The sequence below is a fragment of the Novosphingobium sp. 32-60-15 genome (assembly GCF_002280675.1).
Taxonomy (GTDB): Bacteria; Pseudomonadota; Alphaproteobacteria; order Sphingomonadales; family Sphingomonadaceae; genus Novosphingobium.
Map to the genome: position 1 here is coordinate 84,567 of NZ_NCEN01000004.1, position 25,061 is coordinate 109,627.

At 59.2% G+C, this 25,061-nt stretch carries 18 protein-coding genes and 1 tRNA gene; 7 read left to right on the forward strand and 12 right to left on the reverse strand.

The window, feature by feature from the left end; translation table 11 throughout:
* The first annotated feature begins 24 nt into the window (after positions 1-24).
* The gene (gene mfd, locus B7Y89_RS04365) at positions 25-3,519 is read left to right on the forward strand and encodes a transcription-repair coupling factor (RefSeq protein WP_292936098.1); all 3,495 of its coding nucleotides are present in this window, start codon (positions 25-27) and stop codon (positions 3,517-3,519) included.
* On the opposite strand, the gene B7Y89_RS04370 is transcribed toward mfd, so the two are convergent.
* Positions 3,516-4,808 (reverse strand): bifunctional diguanylate cyclase/phosphodiesterase, encoded by a 1,293-nt coding sequence (locus B7Y89_RS04370; protein ID WP_292936100.1) that lies wholly within the window; start codon positions 4,806-4,808, stop codon positions 3,516-3,518. The two genes, mfd and B7Y89_RS04370, sit on opposite strands and share 4 nt — an antisense overlap.
* A gap of 140 nt (positions 4,809-4,948) precedes the next feature.
* On the opposite strand from B7Y89_RS04370, the gene B7Y89_RS04375 reads away from it, so the two are divergent.
* The 3 genes from B7Y89_RS04375 (at position 4,949) to B7Y89_RS04385 (ending at position 6,995) form a co-directional block, all read left to right on the forward strand.
* Positions 4,949-5,728, forward strand: coding sequence for an NAD kinase (locus B7Y89_RS04375; protein WP_292936102.1), 780 nt, complete (start codon positions 4,949-4,951; stop codon positions 5,726-5,728).
* Between the two features lie 79 nt (positions 5,729-5,807).
* Positions 5,808-5,882 (forward strand) — tRNA-Asn (locus tag B7Y89_RS04380).
* 624 nt (positions 5,883-6,506) lie between these two features.
* Complete coding sequence (locus tag B7Y89_RS04385) at positions 6,507-6,995, forward strand: energy transducer TonB (protein WP_292936104.1); 489 nt, start codon at positions 6,507-6,509, stop codon at positions 6,993-6,995.
* Positions 6,996-7,111: 116 nt separating this feature from the next.
* Here the strand turns inward: B7Y89_RS04385 and B7Y89_RS04390 are convergent, their stop codons facing one another.
* The 4 genes from B7Y89_RS04390 to B7Y89_RS04405 form a co-directional block, all read right to left on the reverse strand.
* Positions 7,112-7,306 (reverse strand): hypothetical protein, encoded by a 195-nt coding sequence (locus B7Y89_RS04390; RefSeq protein WP_292936106.1) that lies wholly within the window; start codon positions 7,304-7,306, stop codon positions 7,112-7,114.
* 174 nt (positions 7,307-7,480) lie between these two features.
* The gene (locus B7Y89_RS04395) at positions 7,481-7,747 is read right to left on the reverse strand and encodes a hypothetical protein (RefSeq protein WP_292936108.1); all 267 of its coding nucleotides are present in this window, start codon (positions 7,745-7,747) and stop codon (positions 7,481-7,483) included.
* Positions 7,748-7,784: 37 nt separating this feature from the next.
* On the reverse strand, positions 7,785-10,514 hold the full coding sequence (secA, locus tag B7Y89_RS04400; RefSeq protein ID WP_292936110.1) for a preprotein translocase subunit SecA: 2,730 nt from the start codon (positions 10,512-10,514) through the stop codon (positions 7,785-7,787).
* Positions 10,515-10,618: 104 nt separating this feature from the next.
* Complete coding sequence (locus tag B7Y89_RS04405; RefSeq protein ID WP_292936112.1) at positions 10,619-10,885, reverse strand: hypothetical protein; 267 nt, start codon at positions 10,883-10,885, stop codon at positions 10,619-10,621.
* Positions 10,886-10,993: 108 nt separating this feature from the next.
* Here B7Y89_RS04405 and argJ point away from each other — a divergent pair, with 108 nt between their 5' ends.
* Genes argJ through B7Y89_RS04420 form a run of 3 tightly spaced genes read left to right on the forward strand, consistent with a single transcriptional unit; the run spans position 10,994 to position 13,654 of the window.
* Positions 10,994-12,220 (forward strand): bifunctional glutamate N-acetyltransferase/amino-acid acetyltransferase ArgJ, encoded by a 1,227-nt coding sequence (gene argJ / locus B7Y89_RS04410; RefSeq protein ID WP_292936114.1) that lies wholly within the window; start codon positions 10,994-10,996, stop codon positions 12,218-12,220.
* A 10-nt stretch (positions 12,221-12,230) separates the two neighbouring features.
* Entirely contained in the window at positions 12,231-12,836 is a 606-nt protein-coding gene (locus B7Y89_RS04415) for a glutathione S-transferase N-terminal domain-containing protein (protein WP_292936116.1), read from the forward strand.
* An 8-nt stretch (positions 12,837-12,844) separates the two neighbouring features.
* Entirely contained in the window at positions 12,845-13,654 is an 810-nt protein-coding gene (locus B7Y89_RS04420) for an inositol monophosphatase family protein (RefSeq protein ID WP_292936118.1), read from the forward strand.
* Positions 13,655-13,708: 54 nt separating this feature from the next.
* Here the strand turns inward: B7Y89_RS04420 and trxA are convergent, their stop codons facing one another.
* Genes trxA through B7Y89_RS04455 form a run of 7 tightly spaced genes read right to left on the reverse strand, consistent with a single transcriptional unit; the run spans position 13,709 to position 24,954 of the window.
* Positions 13,709-14,029: a thioredoxin gene (trxA, locus tag B7Y89_RS04425; RefSeq protein WP_292936120.1), complete on the reverse strand. Its 321-nt coding sequence runs from the start codon at positions 14,027-14,029 to the stop codon at positions 13,709-13,711.
* A gap of 59 nt (positions 14,030-14,088) precedes the next feature.
* Positions 14,089-17,487: a UvrD-helicase domain-containing protein gene (locus B7Y89_RS04430; RefSeq protein ID WP_292936121.1), complete on the reverse strand. Its 3,399-nt coding sequence runs from the start codon at positions 17,485-17,487 to the stop codon at positions 14,089-14,091.
* Positions 17,484-20,465 (reverse strand): PD-(D/E)XK nuclease family protein, encoded by a 2,982-nt coding sequence (locus B7Y89_RS04435; RefSeq protein ID WP_292936123.1) that lies wholly within the window; start codon positions 20,463-20,465, stop codon positions 17,484-17,486. The genes B7Y89_RS04430 and B7Y89_RS04435 overlap by 4 nt, the downstream gene beginning before the upstream one ends.
* 1 nt (position 20,466) lies before the next feature.
* Positions 20,467-21,189 (reverse strand): nucleotidyltransferase family protein, encoded by a 723-nt coding sequence (locus tag B7Y89_RS04440; RefSeq protein ID WP_292936125.1) that lies wholly within the window; start codon positions 21,187-21,189, stop codon positions 20,467-20,469.
* Complete coding sequence (locus B7Y89_RS04445; protein WP_292936127.1) at positions 21,186-22,169, reverse strand: phosphotransferase; 984 nt, start codon at positions 22,167-22,169, stop codon at positions 21,186-21,188. Before B7Y89_RS04445 ends, B7Y89_RS04440 begins: the two co-directional genes overlap by 4 nt.
* Positions 22,160-22,609, reverse strand: a complete 450-nt coding sequence (gene tsaE, locus B7Y89_RS04450; protein ID WP_292936129.1) for a tRNA (adenosine(37)-N6)-threonylcarbamoyltransferase complex ATPase subunit type 1 TsaE — start codon at positions 22,607-22,609, stop codon at positions 22,160-22,162. The genes B7Y89_RS04445 and tsaE overlap by 10 nt, the downstream gene beginning before the upstream one ends.
* Entirely contained in the window at positions 22,606-24,954 is a 2,349-nt protein-coding gene (locus B7Y89_RS04455) for a PAS domain-containing sensor histidine kinase (RefSeq protein WP_292936508.1), read from the reverse strand. Before B7Y89_RS04455 ends, tsaE begins: the two co-directional genes overlap by 4 nt.
* Positions 24,955-25,061: the final 107 nt, after the last annotated feature.

Here is a 25,061-nt window from a genome sequence, read left to right on the forward strand (position 1 = left end):
CCGTCACGCATTAGCACAATCGTCATGCCCGATTTCACCCGCATCCTTTCGGCCAAGACGCCGCTTACGCTGTCCTCGGTCGCGCGTGGTGCACAGCCGCTCGTTTTGGCCGATCTTGCACGTGCCGCCAAAGGCCGGACGGTGTTTATCGCGCCTGATGATGCGGCCATGCGCGCCATCACAGATAGCGCGGCATTTTTTGCACCCGATCTTGAAGTCATAGACTTTCCAGCCTGGGATTGCCTGCCGTTCGACCGCGCATCACCAGCTCTATCCGTCAGTGCAAAACGGCTTTCTGCCTTACAAAAGCTGCAGCACAAGCGCAGCGGCCCACAATTGCTGGTCACCACGATCAACGCGGTGCTGCAACGCGTGCTAACCCCGTTCCGCATCCGTGAATCCACGCGGCTGTTATCACCGGGCGCTGAAATTGGCCGTGAAAGTCTGATCGCGTTGCTGCAGAGGCAAGGCTACTCGCGCACCGATACTGTCGTTGATGCTGGCGAATATGCCGTTCGCGGTTCGGTGTTCGATATTTTCCCGTCAGGCCTTGATCACGGACTGCGGCTCGATTTTTTTGGCGACGAGTTGGAAACGCTGCGCCTGTTCGATCCGAACACACAGCGTTCCGTGCAGCCCGTTGAAACGCACTTGCTCCTGCCAGCCAGTGAAGCGCTGCTTGATGAAGACAGCATCAAACGCTTTCGCAGCCGCTATCGCGAACAGTTTGGTGCCACCGCCACTGGCGATCCGCTTTACCAGGCGATCAGCGAAGGCCGTCGCCTTGCCGGGATGGAGCATTGGCTTCCGCTATTTGAAGACCGGCTCGTCACCTTGTTTGACCACTTGGGCGAAGACGACCTTGTTCTGATCGACGGCAGCGCCGCCAAAGCCACCGAACAGCGCATCACGGATATTGTCGATTATCATCAATCGCGTTTGGATAGTTCATCCAAAGCGCCCGGCAGCTACCGCCCGCTTGCCGAATCTGCGCTGTACCTGACCCGCGATGAAATCGACCGCGCGTTGCTCGGCTGGCCCGTCCACCGCACCACGATGTTTGCCGAACCGGAATCGCAGCACGTCATCGATTTCGCATTCACTTCGGGCCATGATTTCACGCCTGAACGTGCGGCCGCCACCAGCGGCGGTACGAACATTTACGAAGTGGCGGCAAAGTACCTGGCGGCGCTGGGCACACGCGGCCTCAAGCCGATCATCGCCGCTTACAGCACCGGCTCACGTTCACGCCTCGCCTCGCTGTTGGCAGAAGCGGGCAAGTCAGCGCCGCTCATGGCCGATAGCTGGCAAGACGCGCTGGGCCTTGCCGCCACCGGAAAACCGGTTGCCGTTGTCCTTCCGCTCGAACAGGGCTTTGCCAACGCTGAACTGGAACTGCTGACCGAGCAGGATATCCTTGGCGACCGGCTTGTCCGCCGCAAAAAGAAGCGGAAAGACGCTGATGCATTTTTGGCGGAACTGTCTGCGCTTACCCCCGGCGATCTGGTTGTCCACATGGACCACGGCATCGGGCGTTACATCGGGCTTGAAGCCATCGCGGTGGGCGATAGTCCGCATGACTGCGTCCAGCTGGAATATGCCGGCCGCGACAAACTCTATATCCCGGTCGAAAACCTTGATGTCCTGTCCCGCTATGGCTCGGATGCCGAGGGCGTAAGCCTTGATAAGCTGGGCGGAGAAGCGTGGCAGCGCCGCAAAGCCCGGATGCGCGAACGCATTCTGGAAATGGCAGGCCAGCTTATGGCAACTGCCGCGCATCGAGCACTGCGTGAAGGCGCAGTTCTGGCCGCCGATCCCACCAGTTACGGCCCGTTCGTTGATCGCTTCCCGTGGGATGAAACCGACGATCAGGAACGCGCAATTGACGATGTGCTGAGCGACATGGCCGGTGGCAAGCCGATGGACCGCCTTGTCTGCGGCGATGTCGGCTTCGGCAAAACCGAGGTTGCTCTTCGCGCAGCGTTCGTAGCGGCCATGGCGGGCATGCAGGTGGCGGTTGTTGCCCCCACCACGCTGCTGGCACGCCAGCATTACACAAATTTTGTCGAACGCTTCAACGGCTTCCCGCTTGAAATCGGCCGTCTATCGCGGCTTGTGCCTGCCAAGGAAGCTGCCGAAACCAAAGTCGGCTTGGCCAATGGCACAGTCGATATCGTGATCGGCACCCATGCCCTGCTGTCCAAGTCGGTCGATTTCAAGCGCCTCGGCCTTGTTGTCGTTGATGAAGAACAGCGCTTTGGCGTGACGCACAAGGAAAAGCTGAAAGAGCTGAAAGCCGACGTCCACGTTCTGACGCTCACCGCCACGCCCATCCCGCGCACGCTGCAAATGGCCATGTCGGGCTTGCGCGAATTGTCCACCATCCAGACACCACCTGTCGACCGACTCGCCACGCGCACTTATGTGATGCCGTGGGACGATATGGTCATGCGCGAGGCCCTGCTGCGCGAACACCAGCGCGGCGGGCAAAGCTTCATCATCGTGCCACGCATTGCCGACATGGCCGATCTTGAAGAGTGGCTGCGGCTCAATGTTCCCGAAGTGCGCTTCGTCACGGCCCATGGCCAGATGAGCCCGACCGAGGTCGAGGACCGCATGGGCGCATTCTACGAGAAGAAGTACGAGGTCCTGCTCTCAACCACCATCGTGGAAAGCGGCATCGACATTCCTTCGGCCAACACCATTGTCATACACCGCGCCGACCGCTTCGGCCTTGCCCAGTTGTACCAATTGCGCGGGCGCGTCGGTCGCGGGAAAATCCGCGCTTATGCCTACCTGACGCATTCCGAAAACATGGCTCTGTCCGAAATCGCGGAAAAGCGCCTCAAAGTGCTGGGTGATCTTGATAGCCTTGGCGCAGGCTTCCAGCTTGCCAGCCATGACCTTGATCTGCGCGGTGCCGGCAATCTGCTGGGTGACGAACAATCCGGCCACATCAAGGAAGTCGGCTTCGAATTGTACCAGTCGATGCTTGAAGACGCGATCCTTGCGGCCAAGGCGGGTGACATCAGCCTTGCGCGTGAACGCGATGCGCTTAGCCCGCAGATCACAGTCGATGCACCGATCATGATCCCCGAAAATTACGTTCCCGACCTGGCTGTCCGCATGGCACTTTATCGCCGGATGAGCGACGCAGAAGGCCCCGATGCCGTCGAAGCACTCGCCGCCGAAATGATCGACCGCTTCGGCCCATTGCCACAGCCCACGACAAACCTGCTGCGCCTGATCGAAATCAAGCGCCAGGCCATCGAAGCCAACATTGCCAAGATTGATGTAGGGGCCAAGGGCGCGCTGGTAAGCTTCCACAAGGACAGCTTCCCCGATCCGATGGGCCTGATCGCCTATGTTGAAAGGTTGAACGGCATCGCCAAGCTGCGGCCTGATAACAAGCTCGTCATTACGCGCGCTTGGGGCACGCCTGAAGGGCGTCTCAACGGCCTTGTCCAGATGACCAAGGGCCTGTCTGCTATTGCCCGAAGGGCGCGCAAAGCGGCTTAACGCAGCAGTTCGACAATCGCTTCGGCGCGCAACGGTCCCGCCCGAAGAAACCCTTGGAACGTATCGCAACCTTCATCTGCCAAGACCGCCAGTTGCGTCTCGCGCTCGATCCCCTCAACCACAATCTTCTGCCCCAACGCCCGCGCCATGGCGATGATCGCCCGCAAAATGGCTCTGTCACGTGGGTCTTGATCAATGTCGCGTGCCAATGACCCGTCAAGCTTCAGCGTATCAATCGGCAAGGCCTTCAGCGTTTGAAAATTGGCGTAGCCGGTGCCGAAATCATCCAGTGCAATACGCACCCCCAGATCGGCCAATTCACCCAGAACCTGCGACGACCGCGTGAAATCGGCAACCAAGGTATGCTCGGTCACCTCCAGTGTCAGCAACTTTGGCGCAAAGCCTGTCTGGGCCAGAATCGCCCGAAAGTTCTTGGCAAACTCCTCATCGGCCAGATCTTCTGCGGTTACATTCAGCGATAGCGCCAATGGTGGCTCCCACGAGGCCGCAATCGCCAAGGCGCGCTTGGCAATGTGCTGCGAAAGCTGCGCCACGTGATCGCCCCGTTCGGCAATTGCAAACAGCGTCTCGGCCCCGATCCGTCCAAGCTGTGGATGATCCCACCGTGCCAAGGCTTCAACACCTGCCAAAGCCCCGCCCGAAACCGTATACTGTGGCTGAAACACCAGCCCGATCTCGTCGCGCGCCATGGCCCCGATCAAATCCGCCTCAAGCCGTGCCGCGCTGCGCCCGCGCGCGCGATGTGACCCGTCCGCCCACGCGACCCGTTTGCCATTCTGTTGCTGTAACGACGATAGCGCCTGATCAAGCCGGTCAAGTATCGCAGCGCCGCTCTCGCCCGGTTGCCCGCGCAGCAGCGCAGTGCGTGGAGCCAGATGCAGCACATCGCCGCGCATCGGCAAGGACCGTGCAACAGTTCGGGCCAAGGCTTCTGCCAACCATTGCCAGCGCTCACGGCTTGGTGTGCCCGCACTTGCGACAAGGAAGTCACCACCACTTACGCGCGCAACCAGCGCATCAGCACCCAACTCTTCGGCAACGCAATCCCGGATGCGCCGCGCAATCTCGGCCAAAGCCAGATCGCCACCTGCCTGCCCATAGGCAAGGTTGACCGACCTGAACCGGTGCAGGCCAATCAACATCGCGTGAACAAAGCCGCTTTTGCTGGCACTTTCCAGCCACGCCAAGGCATCGGTTGCGCCGGGCAACCCTGTCAGCCGATCTCTGGCGGCAAAAGTCTGAAATGCGGGTTTTACAGGTGAGGCCATCGTCCCGCCATACCGCCTAAAACTTGCCAAACCGTAGCGCTGTTCAAAACACGGCCTGGCGAAATTCATTATTGTGCATTGCGCGCTTCACCACCGCCTCATATCCATCGCAAGTACCCATTACCAAGGTCCTCACGATAATGCCGGAATTTGCCCGCCTTGCTCTGTTGGCCTCTCCCACAGACCGGGCCCAGGAAGCCTGCGATGCCTTGCGCAAAACGCGCGATTGGGTTGCATTGGAAGACGCGCAAGCTGTTGTCGTCATCGGCGGCGATGGTTACATGCTGCAAACGCTGCACATGATGATCGACATCGATCACATCATTCCCGCCTTCGGCCTCAATTTGGGAACCGTCGGCTTCTTGATGAACAAGTACCGCTCAAGCCGGTCGATTGACGAGCGTCTCAGCAAAGCAACGCGAATCGCGATCTCACCGTTGCGAATGACGGCAACGACAAATTCCGGCCAGATTCACTCCGTTTGCGCCATCAATGAAGTGTCCTTGCTGCGCGAAACCCGCCAAACCGCCAAGCTTGAGGTCAGCGTCAATGGCAAAGTTCGCATGCCTGAACTGGCGTGCGATGGCGTTCTCGTCGCAACCCCTGCAGGCTCTACGGCGTACAACCTGTCCGCCAATGGCCCGATTCTGCCACTGTCTTCAAACATGCTCGCACTTACGCCGATCAGCCCGTTCCGGCCCCGCCGCTGGCGCGGAGCGATCTTGCCCGACACCTACGAGATCGTGTTCAAAGCTTTGGAATCAGTAAAGCGTCCGGTACTCGTCGTCGCAGATCAAAAGGAAGTCCGCGATGTGAGCGAGGTCCGCGTAAAGGCTTGGCCAGAGCACCGCCTGACCTTGATGTTCGATCGCGGACAAAGCCTGGAAGACCGCATCTTCGCCGAACAATTCATGGTCTGACGAAAATTTGAAAACAGGTGCTTGCCAAACCGGAAACGCCTGTTATTAGCACGGCCCTGCCCCGGGGAACCGTGGCTGCTCCCTGATAGCTCAGCGGTAGAGTAGGTGACTGTTAATCACTTGGTCGTAGGTTCGAATCCTACTCAGGGAGCCAATTTTTCCGATTTATCGCGAGAGATCAGCGGCTTAGTTGGTGCCGCCAAACCCGTTCTCATGCAATCTCAACCTGCGAAGCTATCGCCCGTGTTCAATTGTGGGAATTGGAAGTGGGCAGGCGCAGCGTTGTCCTCGCTCTGCTTGAGCCTTCTATCTCCAAATTCGCAATTGCGGCGGCCTGCCAGATTGCTGCCTACCGTCGAGACAGGACGGTCCCGGAACCGCCATTGGTTGCGAGACCACTTTTTGGCGATGAACGTTGGCTTCTCACGTTTACAAGAGGCCACCGCAAAGTGCGCCTTGCGAGTCGCGTGGGTGGCGGTGGCCCTTGGATGACCTTCCTATATCCCAACGCAGCAATAAATGTCTCTGCTGGACGGATAGTATGAATAATACTCGTAAAATGTCAGCGGGACGCATGAACCTTTCGTAGATTCCAATTTCTCCTCATAATATTTGACTCTGCGCGGAATCCTGTGATTGGCTAACACGTAGGAAAGCTTAGCGTCCGCAGACCGCTTGCCCTCCTGATCGGCTTTGTTGCTAACGCCGGTATAATGGTCGCAACTACGTGCGGATGCCCAAATTTGGCCGATCCTCCTCATGCAGGAAGGATATAGCTATGACTTATGCGCTGATGTTAGCTTTGTCCGCTGGGCTGTTCGCCACCAGCGGCGTTGCCACTTATGCCCAAAACGAACACACCGTTTATGCAGGAAAGCACACCAAGTCCGTCTGGGCTAACCGGGTGAGTAACGATCTTTCGGGAAAGCTGGAGTATCCCAACACCCCGACGTCCGGCTTCGTTTCGGTACGGTTTGAATGTGGGCCAGATGGGAAACCGATCAACATTGTGGTTGTTAATCACAGTCACAGTCGTTTTGACGCCAAATCAATCCGTGCGGTCCGCTCGTTGCGCTCACTTCATCCGCTGCCAACCAGTATCAAGACTGGTCAGAAAATGCAGGCAAATCTGATATTTGCAACAAACGAATATCAGCTTTCACGCCAAGCCCTCTTGCTCGAACGGGCTGAAGCAACTCGTTTATCGTCCTCGCAATCAGAGCAAACCGTCTTGGTTTTAAGTTCCAGTTCAAGAAGTCCCGGCTGATCTCGGTCGGTACGCGCGAGGCCATTTCACACTTAAGCTCTGCGGGCGAGAGAGTGGTATGGCTTCGCGTTTACGGCAAAGGGATCCAAGACTTGTCCATCGAAGAGGACTGCATTTCAGTGATAGCTGCGGAGTGATCCGCTCAGGATCGCGTCAAGGACGGCGGGGTGGAATGGCTGGGCAAAGCGCACGAATGCGCGAAAGTCCTTGCTGGTTTCCACCACAGCAGCACGCGCTTCAAGGCCAGGAAGTGTCAACCAGACCAGCGTGCCTACTGGCGGATTTTCCATACCGTCAATCGCAGCCGACAAGCACGAAAGATTTCGGACGTTAACCTTCGCGCGCAAGATACCCCGACGGTATGCCGCTTGAATGGGCGCTGTTGCCGCCGGGATAGCCCCTGACGGTCCGCCGAATTGCATGTCACGATCAAGCCACATAGCCGTCTCCGGTCCCATTTTGGTCCTGATAAGAAGGACGGTGCATTAACCAGCACATTCAGTTGTAGGCAGGTCGAAATCGTCCCATTGCGTGTTGTTACTTAGCCAAAACGAAAGCGGCGCAAGGATCAATCCTTGCGCCGCAAATGTTCCTGAAGTCCGGTTGCAAAGCGTCTTAGGGTCAGGACCTATTAATCCCGCCTTCGAGGTTTGAGGCAAAATGGCATGGTGCAAGGCGGATAGGCGCAGGAATAGTGGTTCTATTTCAAGACTATCTTCCCGGCGCACCTGTCCGTCCGATATGTTCGCCATTCCGGCGCCTCGAAGGCGGGATTAATAGGTCCTGACCCTAGTCAGCAACACCGTGGCAGTGCTTGTACTTTTGCCCTGAACCGCATGGGCATGGCGCATTGCGGCTAATGCCTTGCCCGGCGAAGGGATCAGCCGAAGGCGCACCAACTGATAGCGATACTGCCGCTTGTGGCGGAAGCGCGCCGAACATTGCAGGAACGGGCGGCAAGGCATCGTTTTCCCCGGTGAAGGGATCGATGTGGCTTGTCAGGAAGTCCGGAAGTTCGGGAAGCTGGAATTCATCGGCTGGCCGCATGCGGATTTCGCTGGTCATCAGGATGCGGGTTACGTCCTCGCGGATCGCGTCGAGCATCTTTTCAAACAGGCCGAACGCTTCTTGCTTATACTCGTTGATCGGCGTCTTTTGAGCATAGGCACGCAAGAACACGACCTGGCGCAGCGCATCAAGCGTGGCGAGATGCTCTTTCCAGTGGTGATCAAGCCGTTCCAACAGGATAGATTTCTCAAGGCTACGCCACGCCGCTGCATCAACCTCGGTGATCTTCGTGTCCATATGGGCATCGGCAAGCGTCTGAACGCGTTCTTCAATCACGTCGGGCTCAATCGCCTCTTCCTGCAGCCAATCCTCAACAGGCACGTCAAGGCCAAGCACATCAGCGATCCGCGCCTTCAAGGCATCGACATTCCACTGTTCAGGGTAAGACCCCGGCGGACATGCATCGCCAACCAGCGCGTTGACCGTATCGTGGCGCATATCTGTCACGACATCGGCAACGGCTTCGGCATCCATAATGTCAGCGCGCTGTTCATAAATGACCTTGCGTTGGTCATTCATCACATCATCGTATTCGACGACCTGCTTGCGGATGTCGTAATTGCGGGCTTCCACCTTCTTCTGCGCTGTCTCAATCGCCTTTGACAGCCACTTTGAACCAATCGCCTCGCCATCGGCAAGGTTCGAATTCATCATCTTGGCAAACAGAGTATCCGGCCCGAAAATCCGCAACAGATCATCTTCAAGGCAGAGGTAAAATTTGCTCATGCCCGGATCGCCCTGACGGCCTGATCGGCCGCGCAACTGGTTATCGATGCGTCGGCTTTCGTGGCGTTCGGTGCCGATCACGCAAAGGCCGCCGGCCTCAAGCACCTTGCGCTTGTCCTCGGCCACTTCGGCGCGAATCTTGGCAATCCCTGCATCGCGCTCCGGCCCTTCGGGGACATCACGCAGTTCATCATCGATGCGAAACTCGATGTTGCCACCAAGCTGAATGTCAGTGCCACGGCCTGCCATGTTGGTGGCAATCGTTACTGCGCCCAAACGGCCCGCCTGCGCCACGATATGGGCTTCCATCTCGTGGAAACGGGCGTTCAACACGTTGTGCGTCACGCCTTCCTTGGTCAGGAATTCTGACAGCAATTCCGACTTTTCGATGGAGACCGTGCCGACCAGCACCGGCTGGCCGATGTCATGCTTTTCGCGGATCAGCTTGGCGATGGCCTGAAACTTGTCCATCGTGTTCTTGTAGAACTCGTCCTCATCATCGATGCGCAAGACCGGCACGTTGGTGGGGATCGAGACGACATTCATCTTGTAGATATCAAAGAATTCCGGCGCTTCGGTCGCGGCAGTGCCGGTCATTCCCGAAATCTTGGGATACATGCGGAAATAGTTCTGAAACGTGATCGAGGCCATCGTCTGGTTTTCAGGCTCGATGTTGACGCCTTCCTTGGCTTCCACCCCCTGGTGCAAGCCATTCGACCAGCGCCGGCCATCCATCATGCGGCCGGTAAATTCGTCAATGATAACAATCTTGTCATCCTTGACGATGTAATCGATATCGCGCTTGAACATCTTGTTGGCTTTGAGCGCCTGATCAAGATGATGGACGACCATCGTGTTCTCGACATCGTAAAGGTTTGAACCTTCGAGCAAACCTGCCGTTTCCAGCGCGCGCTCGACCCATTCCACGCCTTCTTCTGTCAGCGTGATGTTCTTGGTCTTCTCGTCCGCCTCGTACAGTTCGGGCTGGATTGTCTTCACCACCGCATCGACCGAGAGATAGAGATCGCTCTTGTCATCAGTCGGCCCGGAGATGATCAGCGGCGTCCGCGCTTCATCGATCAGAATGGAATCGACTTCGTCAACAATCGCGAAATTGAAAGGCTTGTGGACCATCTGATCGCGCGAATGCTTCATGTTATCGCGCAGATAATCAAAGCCCAGCTCGTTATTGGTCGCGTAAGTGATGTCGCTTTCGTACGCTTCGCGGCGGCGCTCTTCATTCATGTTGGGCACAATCACGCCCACGCTAAGGCCCAGGAAGTTATACAAAACGCCCATAGTTTCCGCATCGCGGCGGGCCAGGTAATCGTTCACCGTCACAACATGAACGCCCTTGCCCTCAAGCGCGTTGAGATAAACCGCCAGCGTTGCAACCAGCGTCTTGCCTTCACCCGTGCGCATTTCGGCAATTTCACCGCGATGCAGCACAATGCCGCCGATCATCTGCACATCGAAATGGCGCAGGCCCAGCGTACGCACAGACGCTTCGCGAACGGTCGCAAAAGCCTCGGGCAGAAGCTCGTCAAGCGTCTTGCCCTCTGCAAGCATCTGCCGGAATTTGGCTGTCTGGCCGGTCAGTTCTTCGTCCGAAAGCGCCTGCATGGCGGGTTCAAAGGCGGCAATCTGGCGCACGATCTTGTCGAGCGATTTAACGTAACGGTCGTTTGAAGAACCAAAAAGAGCTTTGGCGATGGAACCGAACATAAGGCGGTACAATCCTGTCAAATAAAATAGTGTTGAAATGGCGCGCGGGTGACGCGCCGAATGTAGCAAAGGGATTGCTGAATTGAGGAACGACGAAAGCCGCGCTATTCGCGGGCGCGGTCTGTCAGTTCTATGCCGCAAGACCGGACGAATGCCGGGGCGGGCAGCCACACGGTTTTTCTGCGCGTACCGTAGCGTTTCTGCGGGATTGTCCCACCGCGCTCAACACAGCGCTGTTGACGCCGTTCGGCTGACGCCGTTGCTGCACCTGACGTGCCCGCGCCTGCAATCTCCGTGCGCGATGCAGCAAACGCCACCTCAGGCAGGGAAAGGCCCGTAATTATGGCCAACAGGGCGAGCAGAATGCGCATCACCAAGCCAGATAGGCATTCCAACGGCATTCGTCTATCGTGAAAACACAGTCATCTCCTCAGCCGTCAAGGTTGAACCGTGCTTCATGGCGCGCTAGGCGCTGTGCCATGTCAGACGCTGTATCCCCACTCGCCTCGCCCTTCCCCGCGCTTCCCGCCATTGCCGGAGCGACGCCGCATGTTGTGCGCGCCGGTTACAAGGACTGGGGCCGGTGTGATCTGACTTATGTTGAACTGGCGCAAGGCACTGCAGTTGCAGGCGTTTTCACCCGGAACATTTGCTGCTCATCCGAAGTGGAACTTGGCCGCCAGAATGTTGCCCAGGGCAGCGCGCGGGCGCTGGTTGTCAACGCTGGCAATTCTAACGCTTTCACCGGCTATCGCGGGCGCGAGGCAGTTGAACAGATCATGGAGCAGGTTTCTGCCCACCTAGGCTGCACGAAAGAGGAGGTTTTCGTCTCCTCCACCGGCGTAATCGGTGTTCCCTTGCCCAAGGACAAGGCGCGCGCAGGGGTTGCAGCCGCGCTTGAGGCCGAACCCTGCTCATGGGAAGACGCTGCCCGCACCATCGGAACGACCGATACCTTCACCAAAGGCGCTACCGCCTCGGCAATGATTGGTGACACTCGCGTCAACTTCAGCGCCATCATCAAAGGCAGCGGGATGATCGCGCCTGATATGGCAACGATGCTGGGCTATATCTTCACCGACGCCGCTGTTGACCCGGCCTTTTTGCAAGAGTGCCTGTCAGCTGCCAACACGCGCACGTTCTCGTGCATCACGGTCGACAGCGACACCTCCACCAGCGACACCGTGCTGGCCTTCGCCACGGGGAAAGCAGGCAATGCGCCATTGACCGGCTTTGATAGCCCCGGCGCTGACGCCTTCGCCGCTGCCTTGGCTGACATTTGCCGCCAGCTCGCCCACCTTGTCGTCAAGGATGGCGAAGGCGCGCAAAAGTTCATCGCGGTCAGCGTATCTGGCGCAGTGTCCGATGAAAGCGCCCGAAAGGTTGGCCTTGCCATCGCCAACTCGCCCCTGGTAAAAACGGCCATCGCAGGCGAGGATGCCAACTGGGGCCGCGTCGTCATGGCTGTGGGCAAGGCAGGCGAACCGGCAGACCGTGACCGCCTGTCCATCGGCTTTGGCGGGATATGGGCTGCGCGCCATGGCCAACCCCTTGCCGATTATGACGAAGCCCCCGTTGCCGCGCACCTGAAAGGCCGCGAAATCTCGCTTGAAGTCGACCTTGGCCTTGGCGATGGCGAGGCGACCGTTTGGACCTGCGATCTCACTCACGGCTATATCTCGATCAACGCCGATTATCGGTCATGAGCCGCGCGCCATGATCACACTCTGGGGCCGTCTCAATTCGCACAACGTCAAGAAGATCGCGTGGGCGCTGATCGAAATGAACCTCGCGTCCGAGCGTAAAGATATTGGCGGCCAATTCGGCTACACGCCGGAATATCTCGCCATGAATCCCAACCGCATGGTGCCGACCCTACAAGATGGCGATCTTGCGCTTTGGGAATCCAACGCCATTCTGCGCTATCTGGCAGAGCGCTATGCTCCAGCTTTTCGCAGCGATGACCCGGTGGTCCGTGCCTCGGGTGATAAATGGATGGATTGGCAATTCCATTTTGCCGACGCTCAACGCGATGCGTTTTTGGGCTGCGTTCGCCAAGGCAAGGATGGAACCGATGCAGTCGTAGCACAATCTGCCGTGAATGCGGTTGCCATGATGACTATTCTTGATGCCGAACTTGCCCATCGCAATTGGCTCTCGGGCGAACGCTTTGGCATCGCAGACATCCCGATGGGCGTCTATGCTCACACATACTTTTCGCTCCCCATGAATCGTCCTGATTTGCGGCATCTTGCCGAATGGTACACGCGCTTAAAACAGCGACCCGGCTATACCAGCCAAGTCATGATCCCACTCACCTAAGGATGACGATGTCGCGAACCTCACTTGACGCAGCTGTCGCTGCGCTGATGCGCGAAACCGCTGAAAAGACGCTGCTCAAACATTATCAAAAGCTCAGCATCGGCGATGTGACCGATAAAGCTGCTGACGATGTCGTGACTATTGCCGACACCGAAAGCGAGGCCATGCTTGCCGAGGGTTTGGCAAAAATCCTCCCAGACGCCGTCATTGTAGGCGAGGAGGCGGCCCACGCTGATCCCGCCATATTCGAGCGGCTATGCGACAAGCTGTGCTGGATCATCGATCCGCTCGACGGGACCAACAATTACGCTGTCGGCAAGCCGCCGTTCGGCATCCTTTTGGCACTGGCAGAACAAGGCGAAACCGTTGCAGGCTGGATTTACGAACCGCTATCAGGCCGCCTGTGCACCGCGCATCGTGGGCAAGGCGCATGGATCAATGGCGAACGTTTTACTTCAAGGGTAAGCGGTGCAGACAAGCCCATCGCCGCCATTTCGCTTGTGTTCGTGGACAAAGAGAAACGCGAAGCTCTGCTGGAACACATTGCCCCGCATTACACGCTGGTGGACATTCCGCGCTGTGCCGCCGAACAATACCCGCGCATCGTCCTTGGCGCCAACGATGTATCGCTGTTCGAAAAAACGCTTGCGTGGGATCACGCAGCCGGCGTCCTGTTCCTCAATGAATCCGGCGGCAAAGCGGCACGCCCGGATGGCTCAGCATATCGCGTTGACCGCCACCTGGAACCGGGCCTGATCGGTGCTTCCAGCCCGGCATTGTTCGATGCGATGGCAGAACGCCTCGCCAAAATTGGCTGATCCATCCCCCAACCCGTTTTCAGGCGGGTGGGGAAGGGCATTTGCCTTGGCTGGTTACAGCACGCTTTCCAACCAGCTCTTGAGCTGGCTCTTGGGCGCAGCACCAAGCTTTTGTGCAACAGGCTGGCCGTCCTTGAACAGGATCATCAGCGGGATTGACTGCACGCCAAACTGGCTGGCGGTATCGGTGTTTTCCATGATGTCGACTTTTACAATCTCGACGCTATCTGCCAGCTCTTCGGAAATTTCTTCAAGCGCCGGCGCAATCATCTTGCACGGGCCGCACCAATCAGCCCAAAAATCCACAAGCACAGGCTTGCTGCTACCCAGAACGTCGGTGGCGAAGCTGGCGTCGGTTACGGCTTTGGTCGGCATCGAATGAACTCCTGTCTATTTGTCTCTAACGTAAGGCGCGTGGGAGCCAGCGCAACCGATCAGGCAGAAAAGGATTCCTGCTGCCCGGTAAGGCGCAACTTTTGCTCGTCGATCACACTTTGCGGCACCACGAACAATTGCGGTGTGTGCGTATACAGCAACGCGGCCTCCACCGGCACGCCGGGGTGGATCATTTCCAGCGCCGCTGCATAGGCCGCCATTTGCCGCACATAAGCACCGGGCACTTCATCCATTGTCATGGGAGGACGCCGGGCCGTTTTGAAATCGATGATGCGGATGCGGTCACTTCCGATGACCAATCGGTCCACCGTCCCGCTTACTACCCGCCCGCCAACCACAGCGGCCAGCGGCACTTCGGCAAGCGATTCCGGCCCGAATACATCGGCCCAGTCAGGATGCTCCAGCACTGCAAGCGCTGACGATATCATTGCCTCGCGCTCCTCAACACTGAATTCACCGCCCGCGCGCGCAAGCCACGTTCGGCCAGCAGTGCCACGCGCATCAGCCGGCACTTCGGGCAAACGCTCTATCAAGCGGTGCAGCAATGTCCCTCGCCGTGCTGCCATCATGGCTCCGGCACCTGACTGCGCCGGTGGATCGGGTGCATCATCTTCACCCAGCGATGATGGTGCCAAGGGCCGTGGAGGCCGGGGCTCTGCCCCTATTGGCGTCAACAAAACATCCGGCAAAACCATCCACTCTGTCGCAATAACCTGCGCCGGTTTTACCGGGAACGGCAGCGGAGCCCCAATGGTCTTGCGCCCCACCCATAACGAGCATGGTTCCCATTCTGTATCGCCAAACAGTGGCTCCAACTGCGCAAACCAGCTGTCCTCGGGCAGGTCAGCACCGCCTCTGGCCTTTTTCTTGCCTTTGGCTCCTGCGATAAACAGTGCTTCTTCTGCGCGCGTCATCGCCACATAAAGCAGCCGCCAATGCTCCTCCCGCTCGGCCAGCTTGGCAACGGATTCAGCTTCCAGAACGGCCGGTGCCTTTTCCTCTTTGCGCAGCGGAGGCAAGGGCACCTTCCGGCGAGCGCCGAGCACATCTTCGACCAGTTCAAGCCCGCGCGGTGGCGACAAGTCAGGATCATCGGCAGAATCGGCCAGGATGACGATCGGCGCCTGCAAACCTTTTGATCCGTGCACCGTCATCACGCGCACCAGACCGTCGCTCTTGCCCGCCTCGCGCTTCAACTCTCCTTCGCCAGCATCAAACCATTGCAAAAAGCCGACAAGGCTTGGCACATTTGCGCTGGAATAGGCCATTGCCGCATTCAGCAATTCATCGATTGGATCATGCGCCTCACGCCCCAACCGCGCGATCAACTTGCGCCGCCCATCCCAAGGTCCGACCAGCAGCCAGTGCAACAGCACTTGCGGCGGGTCATAATCTGCCCTCGCCAGCAAACTGCGCAACCGCTCCATCGCTGCAAAGGTCGCAGGACCTTCGTTGCGGCGCAGCCAGCTCCACAACCGCTCACCATGTGGACGATAGCCATGCTCCAGCAAGTCTTCCTGGCTCCATCCGATCAGCGGCGAAACCAGCAAGCCTGCAAGATTGAGATCATCAAGCGGCTGTGCGGCAAAGCGCAGTGCCGCCACCAGATCCTTTACCGCCAACGGCGCGCCCAGCCGCAACCGGTCAACCCCTGCCACCGGAACGCCGCGCGCATGCAACCGCGCCACGATCAGCCCTGCCAGTTCCTTGCGCTTGCGCACAAGGATCATCACATCGCCCGCGTTGGCGAGCCTTGGCCCACCTTTGGCGAGCGGAAACCCGACGTCGATCCAAGCCTTCACTTGCCGGGCAATACGGTCTGCCAGTTCACGGTCAGGGCGTGAGAGCCAGCCCTCCTCGCCCTCGTCGTCTTCGCCTGCGTCTTCAACCTTGTCCTCATCGCCCACCACGCGCCACAGTCCGACCGTGCCGGGGATGGGCAACCCGCGATGGGGTTCAGGGGGTTGGCTCAAACCAAACCGGTCCCACCCGATCCGCGCTATAGCGCCATCCACGAAATCGAGGATCGGGTTGGCCGTACGGAATGACTGGCCAAGGCCCAGTTCAAGCAATTCCCGTTCTGGATCACGCAAGACATCGGCCACTTCGACCAACTGGCTTTTGACCTTGCCGCTGGCGCGCGCGAAGTTTTCAGGGCTCGTGCCCTGAAAGCCGAAGATAGCCTGTTTATAATCGCCAACCACAAACAGCGTGCGCATCTTCGGTCCGCGCTGGCCTTCCCCGGTGAAAAAGTCGGAAACCAGCCCTTCAAGAACGATTTCCCACTGCGAGGCATTGGGCTTGGTCAAAAGGTCTGCCGCGGCACGGATCTGGTCATCGAAATCAATGAACCCTTCGCGCGTCTTGGCCTCATCCCACGCCAGCGCAAAACGCCGCCCGACAGTCAGCGCCGTATCCAGCAACGATGCCAGATCCAGCTTGGCCTTCAGTTCGCGCACCACCTCAATCGATGCAATGACCCGCTGCGCCGCCTCGCCATAGGAGCCGTCGACTTTGAGGAGGTTCTTCAGCCATTTCGGCTCACCCTCGGCATTGCACAGCGCCTTGGCCAACTCATCAATGCTTTGCGCGCGCGCTTCGGGCGAGGCGCTTAACCACCGGGCAATCGGCTCGGCCATCTTGGCCCCGTTGGCAGTACCCCAATCCAATTGCACCTCAAGGCATGACCTAAGGGCTGCTGCATCAAACGCATCATCGGCACAAATCGCGGCAAGGCTCGCCTCGCCGTCATCTTCATCTAAACCAAGCACACTGTTAATACGCGGGCGCAATGGTGGAATCCACGACCCCGGCCCCCACCACAAATCCCGTGCGCCCGCACTGCGCAGCAGGAATGCCTCAACCTGATCCTCGCTCATCCGCAAGGACAGGGACGCGAGCGCATCAAGCAACGCCTCGTCACCCTGCGCTTCGGCCTCAACCAGCATCTCGGCAAGCACTTGGCGCACCAGCAAGGCGCGGTCGCGGTCTTCCATCGCCCGTGTGCCGGGGCGCAGACCGGCTTCCACGGGGAACGAAGCGAGCAACCATTGGCAAAATGCGTGGATCGTCTCGATCCGCAAGCCGCCCCCGGGGCAATCCAGCACCGCGGCAAAGCGGCTGCGCGCCCGCGCCACAGTGGCGGGATCAAACGGCGCGCCAATCGCCATCAGGTCTTTGGCAAGGCGGGTGTCATCCATCCTCACCCAGCCTGCCAGAACTTCGTTCACGCGCGTCGCCATTTCGGCAGCGCCTGCTTTTGTGAACGTCAGGCATAGCAATTGCTCAGGCTCGACGCCGTCCTGCAAAAGCAGCCGCAATACGCGCGCTGACAGCACTTGCGTTTTACCGGTGCCTGCCGATGCCGAAAGCCAGACCGTACGCTGCGGGTCCACCGCTTGCGCCTGGTTGTCCATAAGCGGATAGACTTTGCTCATGATGCGCCCTCTGCATTGGCGCGTTCACGGCCCTGCCATTCATCCAGACGCATCAACTGGTCATAGTCCGAATAGCCGGGAAGATCAGGATTGAGCCGCGCGGTAAACGGCTCATCGCCAAGCAACCATCTCGCAATGGCTTCGCGCAGGAAATCCTCGGTCTTGATCAGGAAGTCTTCTAGCAGAATGCCCGATTGCCGCGCATTCTCTTTCACAGGCGACTTCATATAGCCAAATCCGCGCTCTTTATTGCGCCCCAACGACCAGTATTCGAACCGTGTTGGAACGCCTGCGACGCCATCAATCCCGCCACCCTGCGCGATCAGCCCCAACAGCCCCAGTTGTAGCGCAAAGCCCTGCTCCACCATCTTGCCCGATGGCGGCATGCCTGTTTTGTAATCCACCACACCAAGGCTACCATCAGCCAGTTTGTCGATCCGGTCGGCCCGCCCATGAATGCGGATGCCGTCAACGACGATCTCGCCCTTCTGCTCGACCGAAAGCACCTCGCGGCCCTCACCGTTCAGCCGGTCCGTCTCTTCTTCTATCCAGTGCAGCGCGTTGATCAGGCGCGGTTTCCACATTGTCCGCATAAACGGGTGGGCGCTCATCTCATCAAACATACGCTCGGCCAGTGGCACCAATTCGCCTGGCATACCGCCTGCATCATGCCAGGCCTTCAGCACGTCATGCACCGCCGTGCCCTTCCACGCAGGCGTGGGATCGGCGTCAATCGGATCAAGGCTGCGCAAATTCAGGATGGCCGACGCATAAAACTGATAAGGATCACCGCGTAGCCGGTCGAGCGCAGTCACCGCGATCGGAACGCGCCGCTGCTCTGCTGTTGGCATCGGCTCCGGTCGTGGGTAGGCCGGAGCAGGCGCGGCATCGCCGAGTGCCTTGGCCAAGTCTACTGCGCGGTTTTCGGTGCGCAATTGCTCTCCCAACATTGCCTGAATGCGCAGCAAAAAGCGCGATGGAATGGCAGGCCCTGCCGCATCGCGATGGGCAAAGCTCAAGACTACTTCAGGCGCGCCCAATGCTGCGGCCAGATCGTGCGCGGAAAGGCCGATGCGGAAATCGGCCCCCGGAATGCCCAGCGCACGCAAGATCGGCGGGGCCAGCAGCGGATCAGGCGCAGGGTTGCCCGGCCATGTCCCTTCGGTCAGCCCACCACAGATTACCAGATCTGCCCGGCTCATCCGCGCTTCAAGCAATCCATAAATCGCAAGGCGGGGATGGCCTCCATAAGGGGGACGCACCGATATTTCGTCCATCGCATCGCGCAACAATGCCGGAAGATCGGCACAGTCGACCGTTGATGGCGCATTTCCCGCCGCCTCGCGCCATCGCTCGACGAATTGTGACAAGCACCGTCCGTCGGCCTGCGCCCACATGCCTGCCCCGCACAAAGCTTCACCTGCGTCAGCCAGCGCCACAAGCGCAGCATCAAGCGGCAGGGCTCCTTCAAGCGACACCAATGGAAACAGCAAATCCTCAACGCCTGACCACCAGTCGGTCAGCCCCGGAAAGCGCTTTTCAAATTTCTCGACCGCCTGCCGCGTTGCGGGCAATCCCGGCCCCGGCCTCGGCCCGCGCAATACCAGATCAAGCTGGCGCACGCGCTCCAGCCAAGCAGGTCGCTTATCCCCCGCTTGCACCAGCGGATGGCCCAGCAACGCCACAAGCGCCACCGGAGCAACACGTTCCGCCACAACTTCGGCCAGTTGTAACAACACCCGTCCCGCTGCAGTCTGCGGCAAGGGTCTGCCCGCCGTGTCATCGGCTATGATGTTCCACCGGCCCAGATGCGCTACAACCCGCGCGGCAAGGCTGCGGTCAGGTGTGATGACCGCCACGCGCCGCTCTGGCTCGGCCAAAGCCTCGCGCACCAGCACCGCAATGGCCTGCGCTTCCTCTTCGGGATGCGCGGCTTCCATCACCCGAACGCCCGAAAGCCGCCGATCTTTCGCCTCAAGCGAAACCCAGGCCGCGCTGGCCTCAGGCGGCAAGAACAGGTTCGAGATTGCGCGGCTGCGTTCAGGCGGTGCCGGCGAAAGGCCAGCCCGGTGCCACGGCTGCACCTCACCGCGCGCAATTCCCATGCGATTGAGCAGAAGCTTAAGATGATACTGCGGATGCGTGACCACATCGCCACGGTCAAAAACAGCGCCATCAGGCCCGCCTGCGCTGCCCAGCGCTTCCCAAACATCTGCATCCAGTGCAAGGTCGAGATCGGGCAAAATCACTCCGCCGTCGGGCATATCAGCCACAGTACGCAGCAACTTTGCAACCGCGGGTGACGCAGAGGTAACCCCTGCCGCAATCACCGGATGCGAAGGCGGCCGCGTCCGCCATGTTTGTGCTGCATGGTCAAGCAACCGGTTCCGCCGTTCTGGGGCATCAATACGCCCAAGCGCATCCAGTTTAGCCTGCCAAATCGCAAAGACTGACGCAAAAATCCGTGTGTTTTCGATCCAGTGGACAGACAGGTCCGATGCAATCCCGACAACCGCTTCATCCAGCAATTGCTCGGGGTGAATCCCCTCTACCAGCAACCGGTCCATGCCCTGCGCCAGCCCGCGCGCCTGACGCAGCAAAGCTGCCGCACCGGGCGCATCACCACCCAGCACTTGCCGCAAAATCTGGGCTAACCGAAGCAGCCGCCAAACCGGATCGACCGCCTCGGGAATATCCAGCCCTGCGCCGATAGGATCAAGCAGCGGCCCCAGCGTCTCATCCAGATCAAGATCACCCACCACCGCCATGCGCGGCAACAACAGGCCCTGCCCGCTTGCGCGGATGAAAGCCTCGGTCACCGTGCGGATCGCGCGCTGGCTCGGCAAAAGCAGCGTCAAACGGGCAAGGCCGAATCGGTCTTCGCGATACCGGGGGATCAATCCCGCAACCAATGCATCGGCAAAACCACGGTGCGCCGCGATTGACCACACGCGTGGGCGAAAAGCCCCTTCTGTCATATCAATCCTGACGCAATGCGGTTTCGGTCGGCGCAATCATTCCGGGCTCACCCACTTCGTACCACAGGCCAAGATGCGAAGTTCCAAACAGACGACCCTCTTCAATCGCCCGGTCCCACAGCTTTGATGTGGAGAACGCACCATCAGGCGCATCGCGCATCAATCTGTGCGAGACAATCTGGATGCCGCTAAAGATAAAGGGCGCAATCCGTCCGGTGCGCCGCCGTGAAATCGCGCCAAGCGGATCCATGTGGAAATCGCCCTTGCCGCGATAATTGAACGCGCGCGCATGCGGCACCAGAAGCAACAGCGCATCCATCCGCTCCGGGTCCCAAAATTCGGACAAATGCTCAAACACATTGCGCGGCCCATCCAGCCAGATGTTGTCGCTGTTCAAAGCAAAGAACGGATCGCTGCCGATCAATGGCAGGGCCTTCGCCATGCCGCCGCCTGTTTCAAGCAAGTGCTCACGCTCGTCGGAAATGGCAATCTCGGGCTTTTCCCTGCGCGCAAGATAAGCCTCCAGCGCATCAGCAAGGTAGTGCACGTTCACCACAGCCCGCGCCACGCCCGCATCTTGCAACTTATCAAGGCAATGGTCGATCAGCGGCTTGCCGGCCACTTGCACCAAGGGTTTGGGCCGCGATGCCGTAAGCGGACGCATACGCTTGCCCAAACCGGCTGAAAGCACAATGGCTACGTCACTTGCCAGTGGTTTGCTCATACCGCGAACGTGCCGCCAAGATTGGCCCGTACATCGGCAGGAATGTTGGCGTCAAACCACGCCCGCACCGGTGCCAGCGCCGGATGTGCCAGATCACGCTCCAACGCTGCCCACACGCGGGGGATATAATCAAGGTAACGCGGCTTGCCATCGCGCTTCCATAACCGCACGAAAATGCCGACAATCTTGGCATTGCGCTGGGCCCCAAGCCGCGCATAATCAGCCCGGAAATCCTCGCCCTCCCCTGTTTGGGCAAGGTAATAATCCAGCATTTTTGCCTCAAGTCCGGGCGAAACATCGCGCCGCGCGTCTTGCAAAAGCGATACCAGATCATAGGCCGCATGGCCCACCAAAGCGTCCTGAAAATCAAGCAGACCTTGGCTGTCCAAGCCGCCCAGCAACATCACGTTTTCCGCGTGATAATCGCGCAGAACCGTAACGCCGGGGCGTTGCCGCGCCAGCAAAGGCGCAAGCGCTTCGTCCCAAGCCGTTCCCCAACCGCGGCCATCAACGTACAGTTCGCGCGCGGGCACGTACCATTCTGTAAACAGCCTTGCCTCGCGCTGATATTCGGCCAGCGTATAGTTCGTGAACGGTCCCGGCGGCAGGCCGCGCAGTTTGATTAATGCATCAATGGCAACGCGGTAAATCTCTTCTTCGTCCTGCGGCCACGCATCAAGGTATTCGCGCATCCGCACTTCGCCAAAATCTTCCAGCAGCACAAAGCCGTCGCCAGCCTGTTCGGCCAAGATGATCGGCGCGCGCATGCCATTGCTTTCCAGCCATCGGGCTGAACGGATGAACGGTTCCGGGTCTTCATTGGGCGGCGGTGCATACATCAACATCGCCGTGCCAGTTGAGCGGCGAATGCGGAAATAGCGGCGGAACGATGCATCGCCCGGCAAAGGCTCAATCGTCGCGCCAACCCAGCCAGCCTTGTTCAGGAAAGCTTCGGTGCCCAAAGGAATAGTCAGGTCCATAACCCTCGCTCTAGCCAATCGCGCCCTGCCCGCACAATGGCCCTGCGCCCGTTTTCGGTGGATTCAAGCGCAATCGACAAACACCCTGCCTCATCGGCAAAGCCGCCAGCATTTTCCGGCCATTCCGCCAGCAACGCAGCACCTTGGCGATAATCATCAAGCCCGATTTCCTCCGCTTCCGATGGATGCTCCAACCGGTAGAAATCAGCGTGTACCAACGGCAGCCGTACCAAAGGCGGATCGTAAACCTCGATAATCGCAAAGCTCGGGCTTGGCACTTCGCCATCGTGGCCCAGCGCGGCAATAATCGCGCGGGCAAGCGTGGTCTTTCCCGCACCCAACCCACCGGTCAGGGCAACCACATCGCCCGCGCGCAAATCAGCAGCGATCCGTTGTGCCAGCTCTTGCGATGCGTCCAGATCAGGAAGCGCGAAGATCATGGCAGCACAACGATTGCGCTGGTGCCAAGTCCCGGTTCCGACATCAATTCCAACGTGCCGTTGTGGGCTTCAACCAATTGCCGCACCAACGGGAGGCCCAGTCCCTGACGTCGCTCTACTGCACGACCGTCCGCGCCAACTTTCAACCCGTCAAGCGCCCGTGCCAGCACCTCGGCGTCCATGCCGCGTCCGTTGTCAGAAACCACAACCTGCAACTTTGCGCCGACTTTGCGCGACGCTTCAACCAATATCCGGCCGCCCTCCGGCGTTGCGGCAATCGCGTTATCGATCAATTGCCCGAACGCACGGCGCAACCGCCGGGCATCGCCCGTCACCACGCCAGCAGACCTGTCCGCGCGCAGATCCAGCGTCAGCTTTGCTGCGCTCAAACGCTCGGCGCGCTCTTGCACAACTTCGGTCAGCAGCGGAAACATCTCCACCCGGTCCTGCGCCAGCGGCAGCGTTCCGGCCTCGCTTTGCGAAAGATCGAGCACATTCTCGATCTGCTCGCCAAGCCGCTCAACCGATGACAGGATCGCTGCAACATATTCGTTTTGCTGCTCGGTCAATTCCCCGGCCAGCCCGCTTTGCAACAGTTCGGCAAACCCGCCGATGGATGTCAGCGGGGTGCGGAATTCATAGCTCATATTGGCAATGAACCGTGTCTTCACCGCGTCGGCTTCAACCAGCGCGGCATTGCGCTCACGCAGCGCGGCTTCGGCCTTCTGGCTGTCGGTTATGTCCAGCACGGTCAGCATGCCGTTGCCATCGGGCAGCGGAACGCCCGCAATGGCGAGATGCCGCCCGTCAGCCAGCGTCAACCGCCCGCTGCGCTGCTTGCGTTCAAGCGTTGCGCCCTGAATGACTTGCGCAATCGTGCCGACTTGGGCCGGGCGCTTCAACTGGGAAGCGATCTGCTTTAGCAAGACATCAGCGCGCGGGTGCGTTGCCAAAAATGCCTCGTCCAATCCCCAATCGGCTGCAAACCGCCTGTTCCACAACTGGAGTTTGGCATCGGGCGCAAACACTGCCAGCGATTCAAACAGGTTGTCGAAGGTTGCGGTACGGGTCCGCAGCAAAGTGTCGCGGGTTGCGGAAAGTTGCAGTTGCTCGGTACGATCTTCAAAGATCATCAACATGCCGCCATCGGGCATTGGCTGCGCAATCACGCGCAAATGCGTGCCGTCAGACAAATGCCACGATTCCTCAATGGGTTCGTGTGACAGGAACCAGCTTTGACGTTCGCGCCGCCATTCCGGAAAATCGCGCACCTCGGGCAGGCGTCCACCATCACGCATCCGGTCAATCACCCGGTCAAAAGGCGGCGTGTCGATTACCCAGGCATGCGGCACTGCAAAGATGCGCAGGAACGGCTGGTTGGCGAAGACCAGATTGCGCTTGTCATCAAACTGCGCGATCCCGGCTGACAGCGTATCAAGCATTTCGCGCTGTGCTTCGCGGAACCGGCGAAACTGGCGGGTGATATCCTCCATTTCCTCGATATCAACAGCATAGCCCGCCACACCTTCATCGCCCAACGGCAAATCGGTAACCCGCAACGCCCGCCGCTGGCCTTTGATCGTGGCCAGTACTGAGCGTTCGATCGGCACTTTGCGCGAATGGGCCTGCCGCGCCACTTGCCCTGCAGAAAGTCCCTCGATGGGTTCGACCAGTTCGGTGCCTTGGGCAATCACTGCATCGGCGCTCACCGCCCCGACGGCCTTCACATATGCGCTATTCACCAGGCGCAGTTTGAAATCAGGCCCCCGGAACCACATCGGCAAAGGAGCAGCTTCAATCAGCCCGGAAAGCCCCGCAAAGTCTGCCTTTGCGCTGCTGGTCTCGGCCCGAAGCTGTACCAGTTCCGCTTCGCTTTCGGAAAAATCGAAGAACCAGACCAGCGCTGCACCACCGGGCGATACTTGCGGATCGGCCAAATGGCCGTGCGCCGCCAAACTGCGCGCACCGCCACGCGGAGTCAGCGCCAGTCGGAACGGCGTTGCGGTTTTCTGGGCGCGCCGCACGGCCTCGCCCAAAGCTGATAACTCAAGTGCATCAAGCCCTCGATCACCGGCATCAAGTTCGGACAAGTACTCGGGCATGGCATCAAACCCAAGCCAGCCCGCAAGCCGCGATGGCCCTTCAATCCGCCCGTCTGCCCTGACCAGCAAAGGCAATGCCGGTGATTCGTCGATCATCCGCGCCAATCGCCGCGCCTGGCGCTGCACCGCTTCGCCCCTGCGGGCGCGGGCACGTGCATCAAGCACAAACCAGCAAGCCCCTACCGTCCAAACGGCAAGCAGCAATCCAATCAGCACCAAAACAGTCTGGTTCAGCAGCGGCATCATGCTCTCGCTATGCGCACAAAGCCTTTAATACAATGGTTGATGTGGGCCAAATATCATCAGCATGATGTATGAAAAAGGACGGCGAAGCCCGCGCTCCACCGCCC

Excerpts from the sequence above, each read along its gene's own strand:
- mfd (WP_292936098.1), top strand. The coding sequence starts at position 25 with ATGCCCGATTTCACCCGCATCCTTTCGGCCAAGACGCCGCTTACGCTG.
- B7Y89_RS04370 (WP_292936100.1), bottom strand. The coding sequence starts at position 4,808 with ATGGCCTCACCTGTAAAACCCGCATTTCAGACTTTTGCCGCCAGAGAT.
- B7Y89_RS04375 (WP_292936102.1), top strand. The coding sequence starts at position 4,949 with ATGCCGGAATTTGCCCGCCTTGCTCTGTTGGCCTCTCCCACAGACCGG.
- B7Y89_RS04385 (WP_292936104.1), top strand. The coding sequence starts at position 6,507 with ATGACTTATGCGCTGATGTTAGCTTTGTCCGCTGGGCTGTTCGCCACC.
- B7Y89_RS04395 (WP_292936108.1), bottom strand. The coding sequence starts at position 7,747 with ATGGCGAACATATCGGACGGACAGGTGCGCCGGGAAGATAGTCTTGAA.
- secA (WP_292936110.1), bottom strand. The coding sequence starts at position 10,514 with ATGTTCGGTTCCATCGCCAAAGCTCTTTTTGGTTCTTCAAACGACCGT.
- B7Y89_RS04405 (WP_292936112.1), bottom strand. The coding sequence starts at position 10,885 with ATGCGCATTCTGCTCGCCCTGTTGGCCATAATTACGGGCCTTTCCCTG.
- argJ (WP_292936114.1), top strand. The coding sequence starts at position 10,994 with ATGTCAGACGCTGTATCCCCACTCGCCTCGCCCTTCCCCGCGCTTCCC.
- B7Y89_RS04415 (WP_292936116.1), top strand. The coding sequence starts at position 12,231 with ATGATCACACTCTGGGGCCGTCTCAATTCGCACAACGTCAAGAAGATC.
- B7Y89_RS04420 (WP_292936118.1), top strand. The coding sequence starts at position 12,845 with ATGTCGCGAACCTCACTTGACGCAGCTGTCGCTGCGCTGATGCGCGAA.
- trxA (WP_292936120.1), bottom strand. The coding sequence starts at position 14,029 with ATGCCGACCAAAGCCGTAACCGACGCCAGCTTCGCCACCGACGTTCTG.
- B7Y89_RS04430 (WP_292936121.1), bottom strand. The coding sequence starts at position 17,487 with ATGAGCAAAGTCTATCCGCTTATGGACAACCAGGCGCAAGCGGTGGAC.
- B7Y89_RS04435 (WP_292936123.1), bottom strand. The coding sequence starts at position 20,465 with ATGACAGAAGGGGCTTTTCGCCCACGCGTGTGGTCAATCGCGGCGCAC.
- B7Y89_RS04440 (WP_292936125.1), bottom strand. The coding sequence starts at position 21,189 with ATGAGCAAACCACTGGCAAGTGACGTAGCCATTGTGCTTTCAGCCGGT.
- B7Y89_RS04445 (WP_292936127.1), bottom strand. The coding sequence starts at position 22,169 with ATGGACCTGACTATTCCTTTGGGCACCGAAGCTTTCCTGAACAAGGCT.
- tsaE (WP_292936129.1), bottom strand. The coding sequence starts at position 22,609 with ATGATCTTCGCGCTTCCTGATCTGGACGCATCGCAAGAGCTGGCACAA.
- B7Y89_RS04455 (WP_292936508.1), bottom strand. The coding sequence starts at position 24,954 with ATGCCGCTGCTGAACCAGACTGTTTTGGTGCTGATTGGATTGCTGCTT.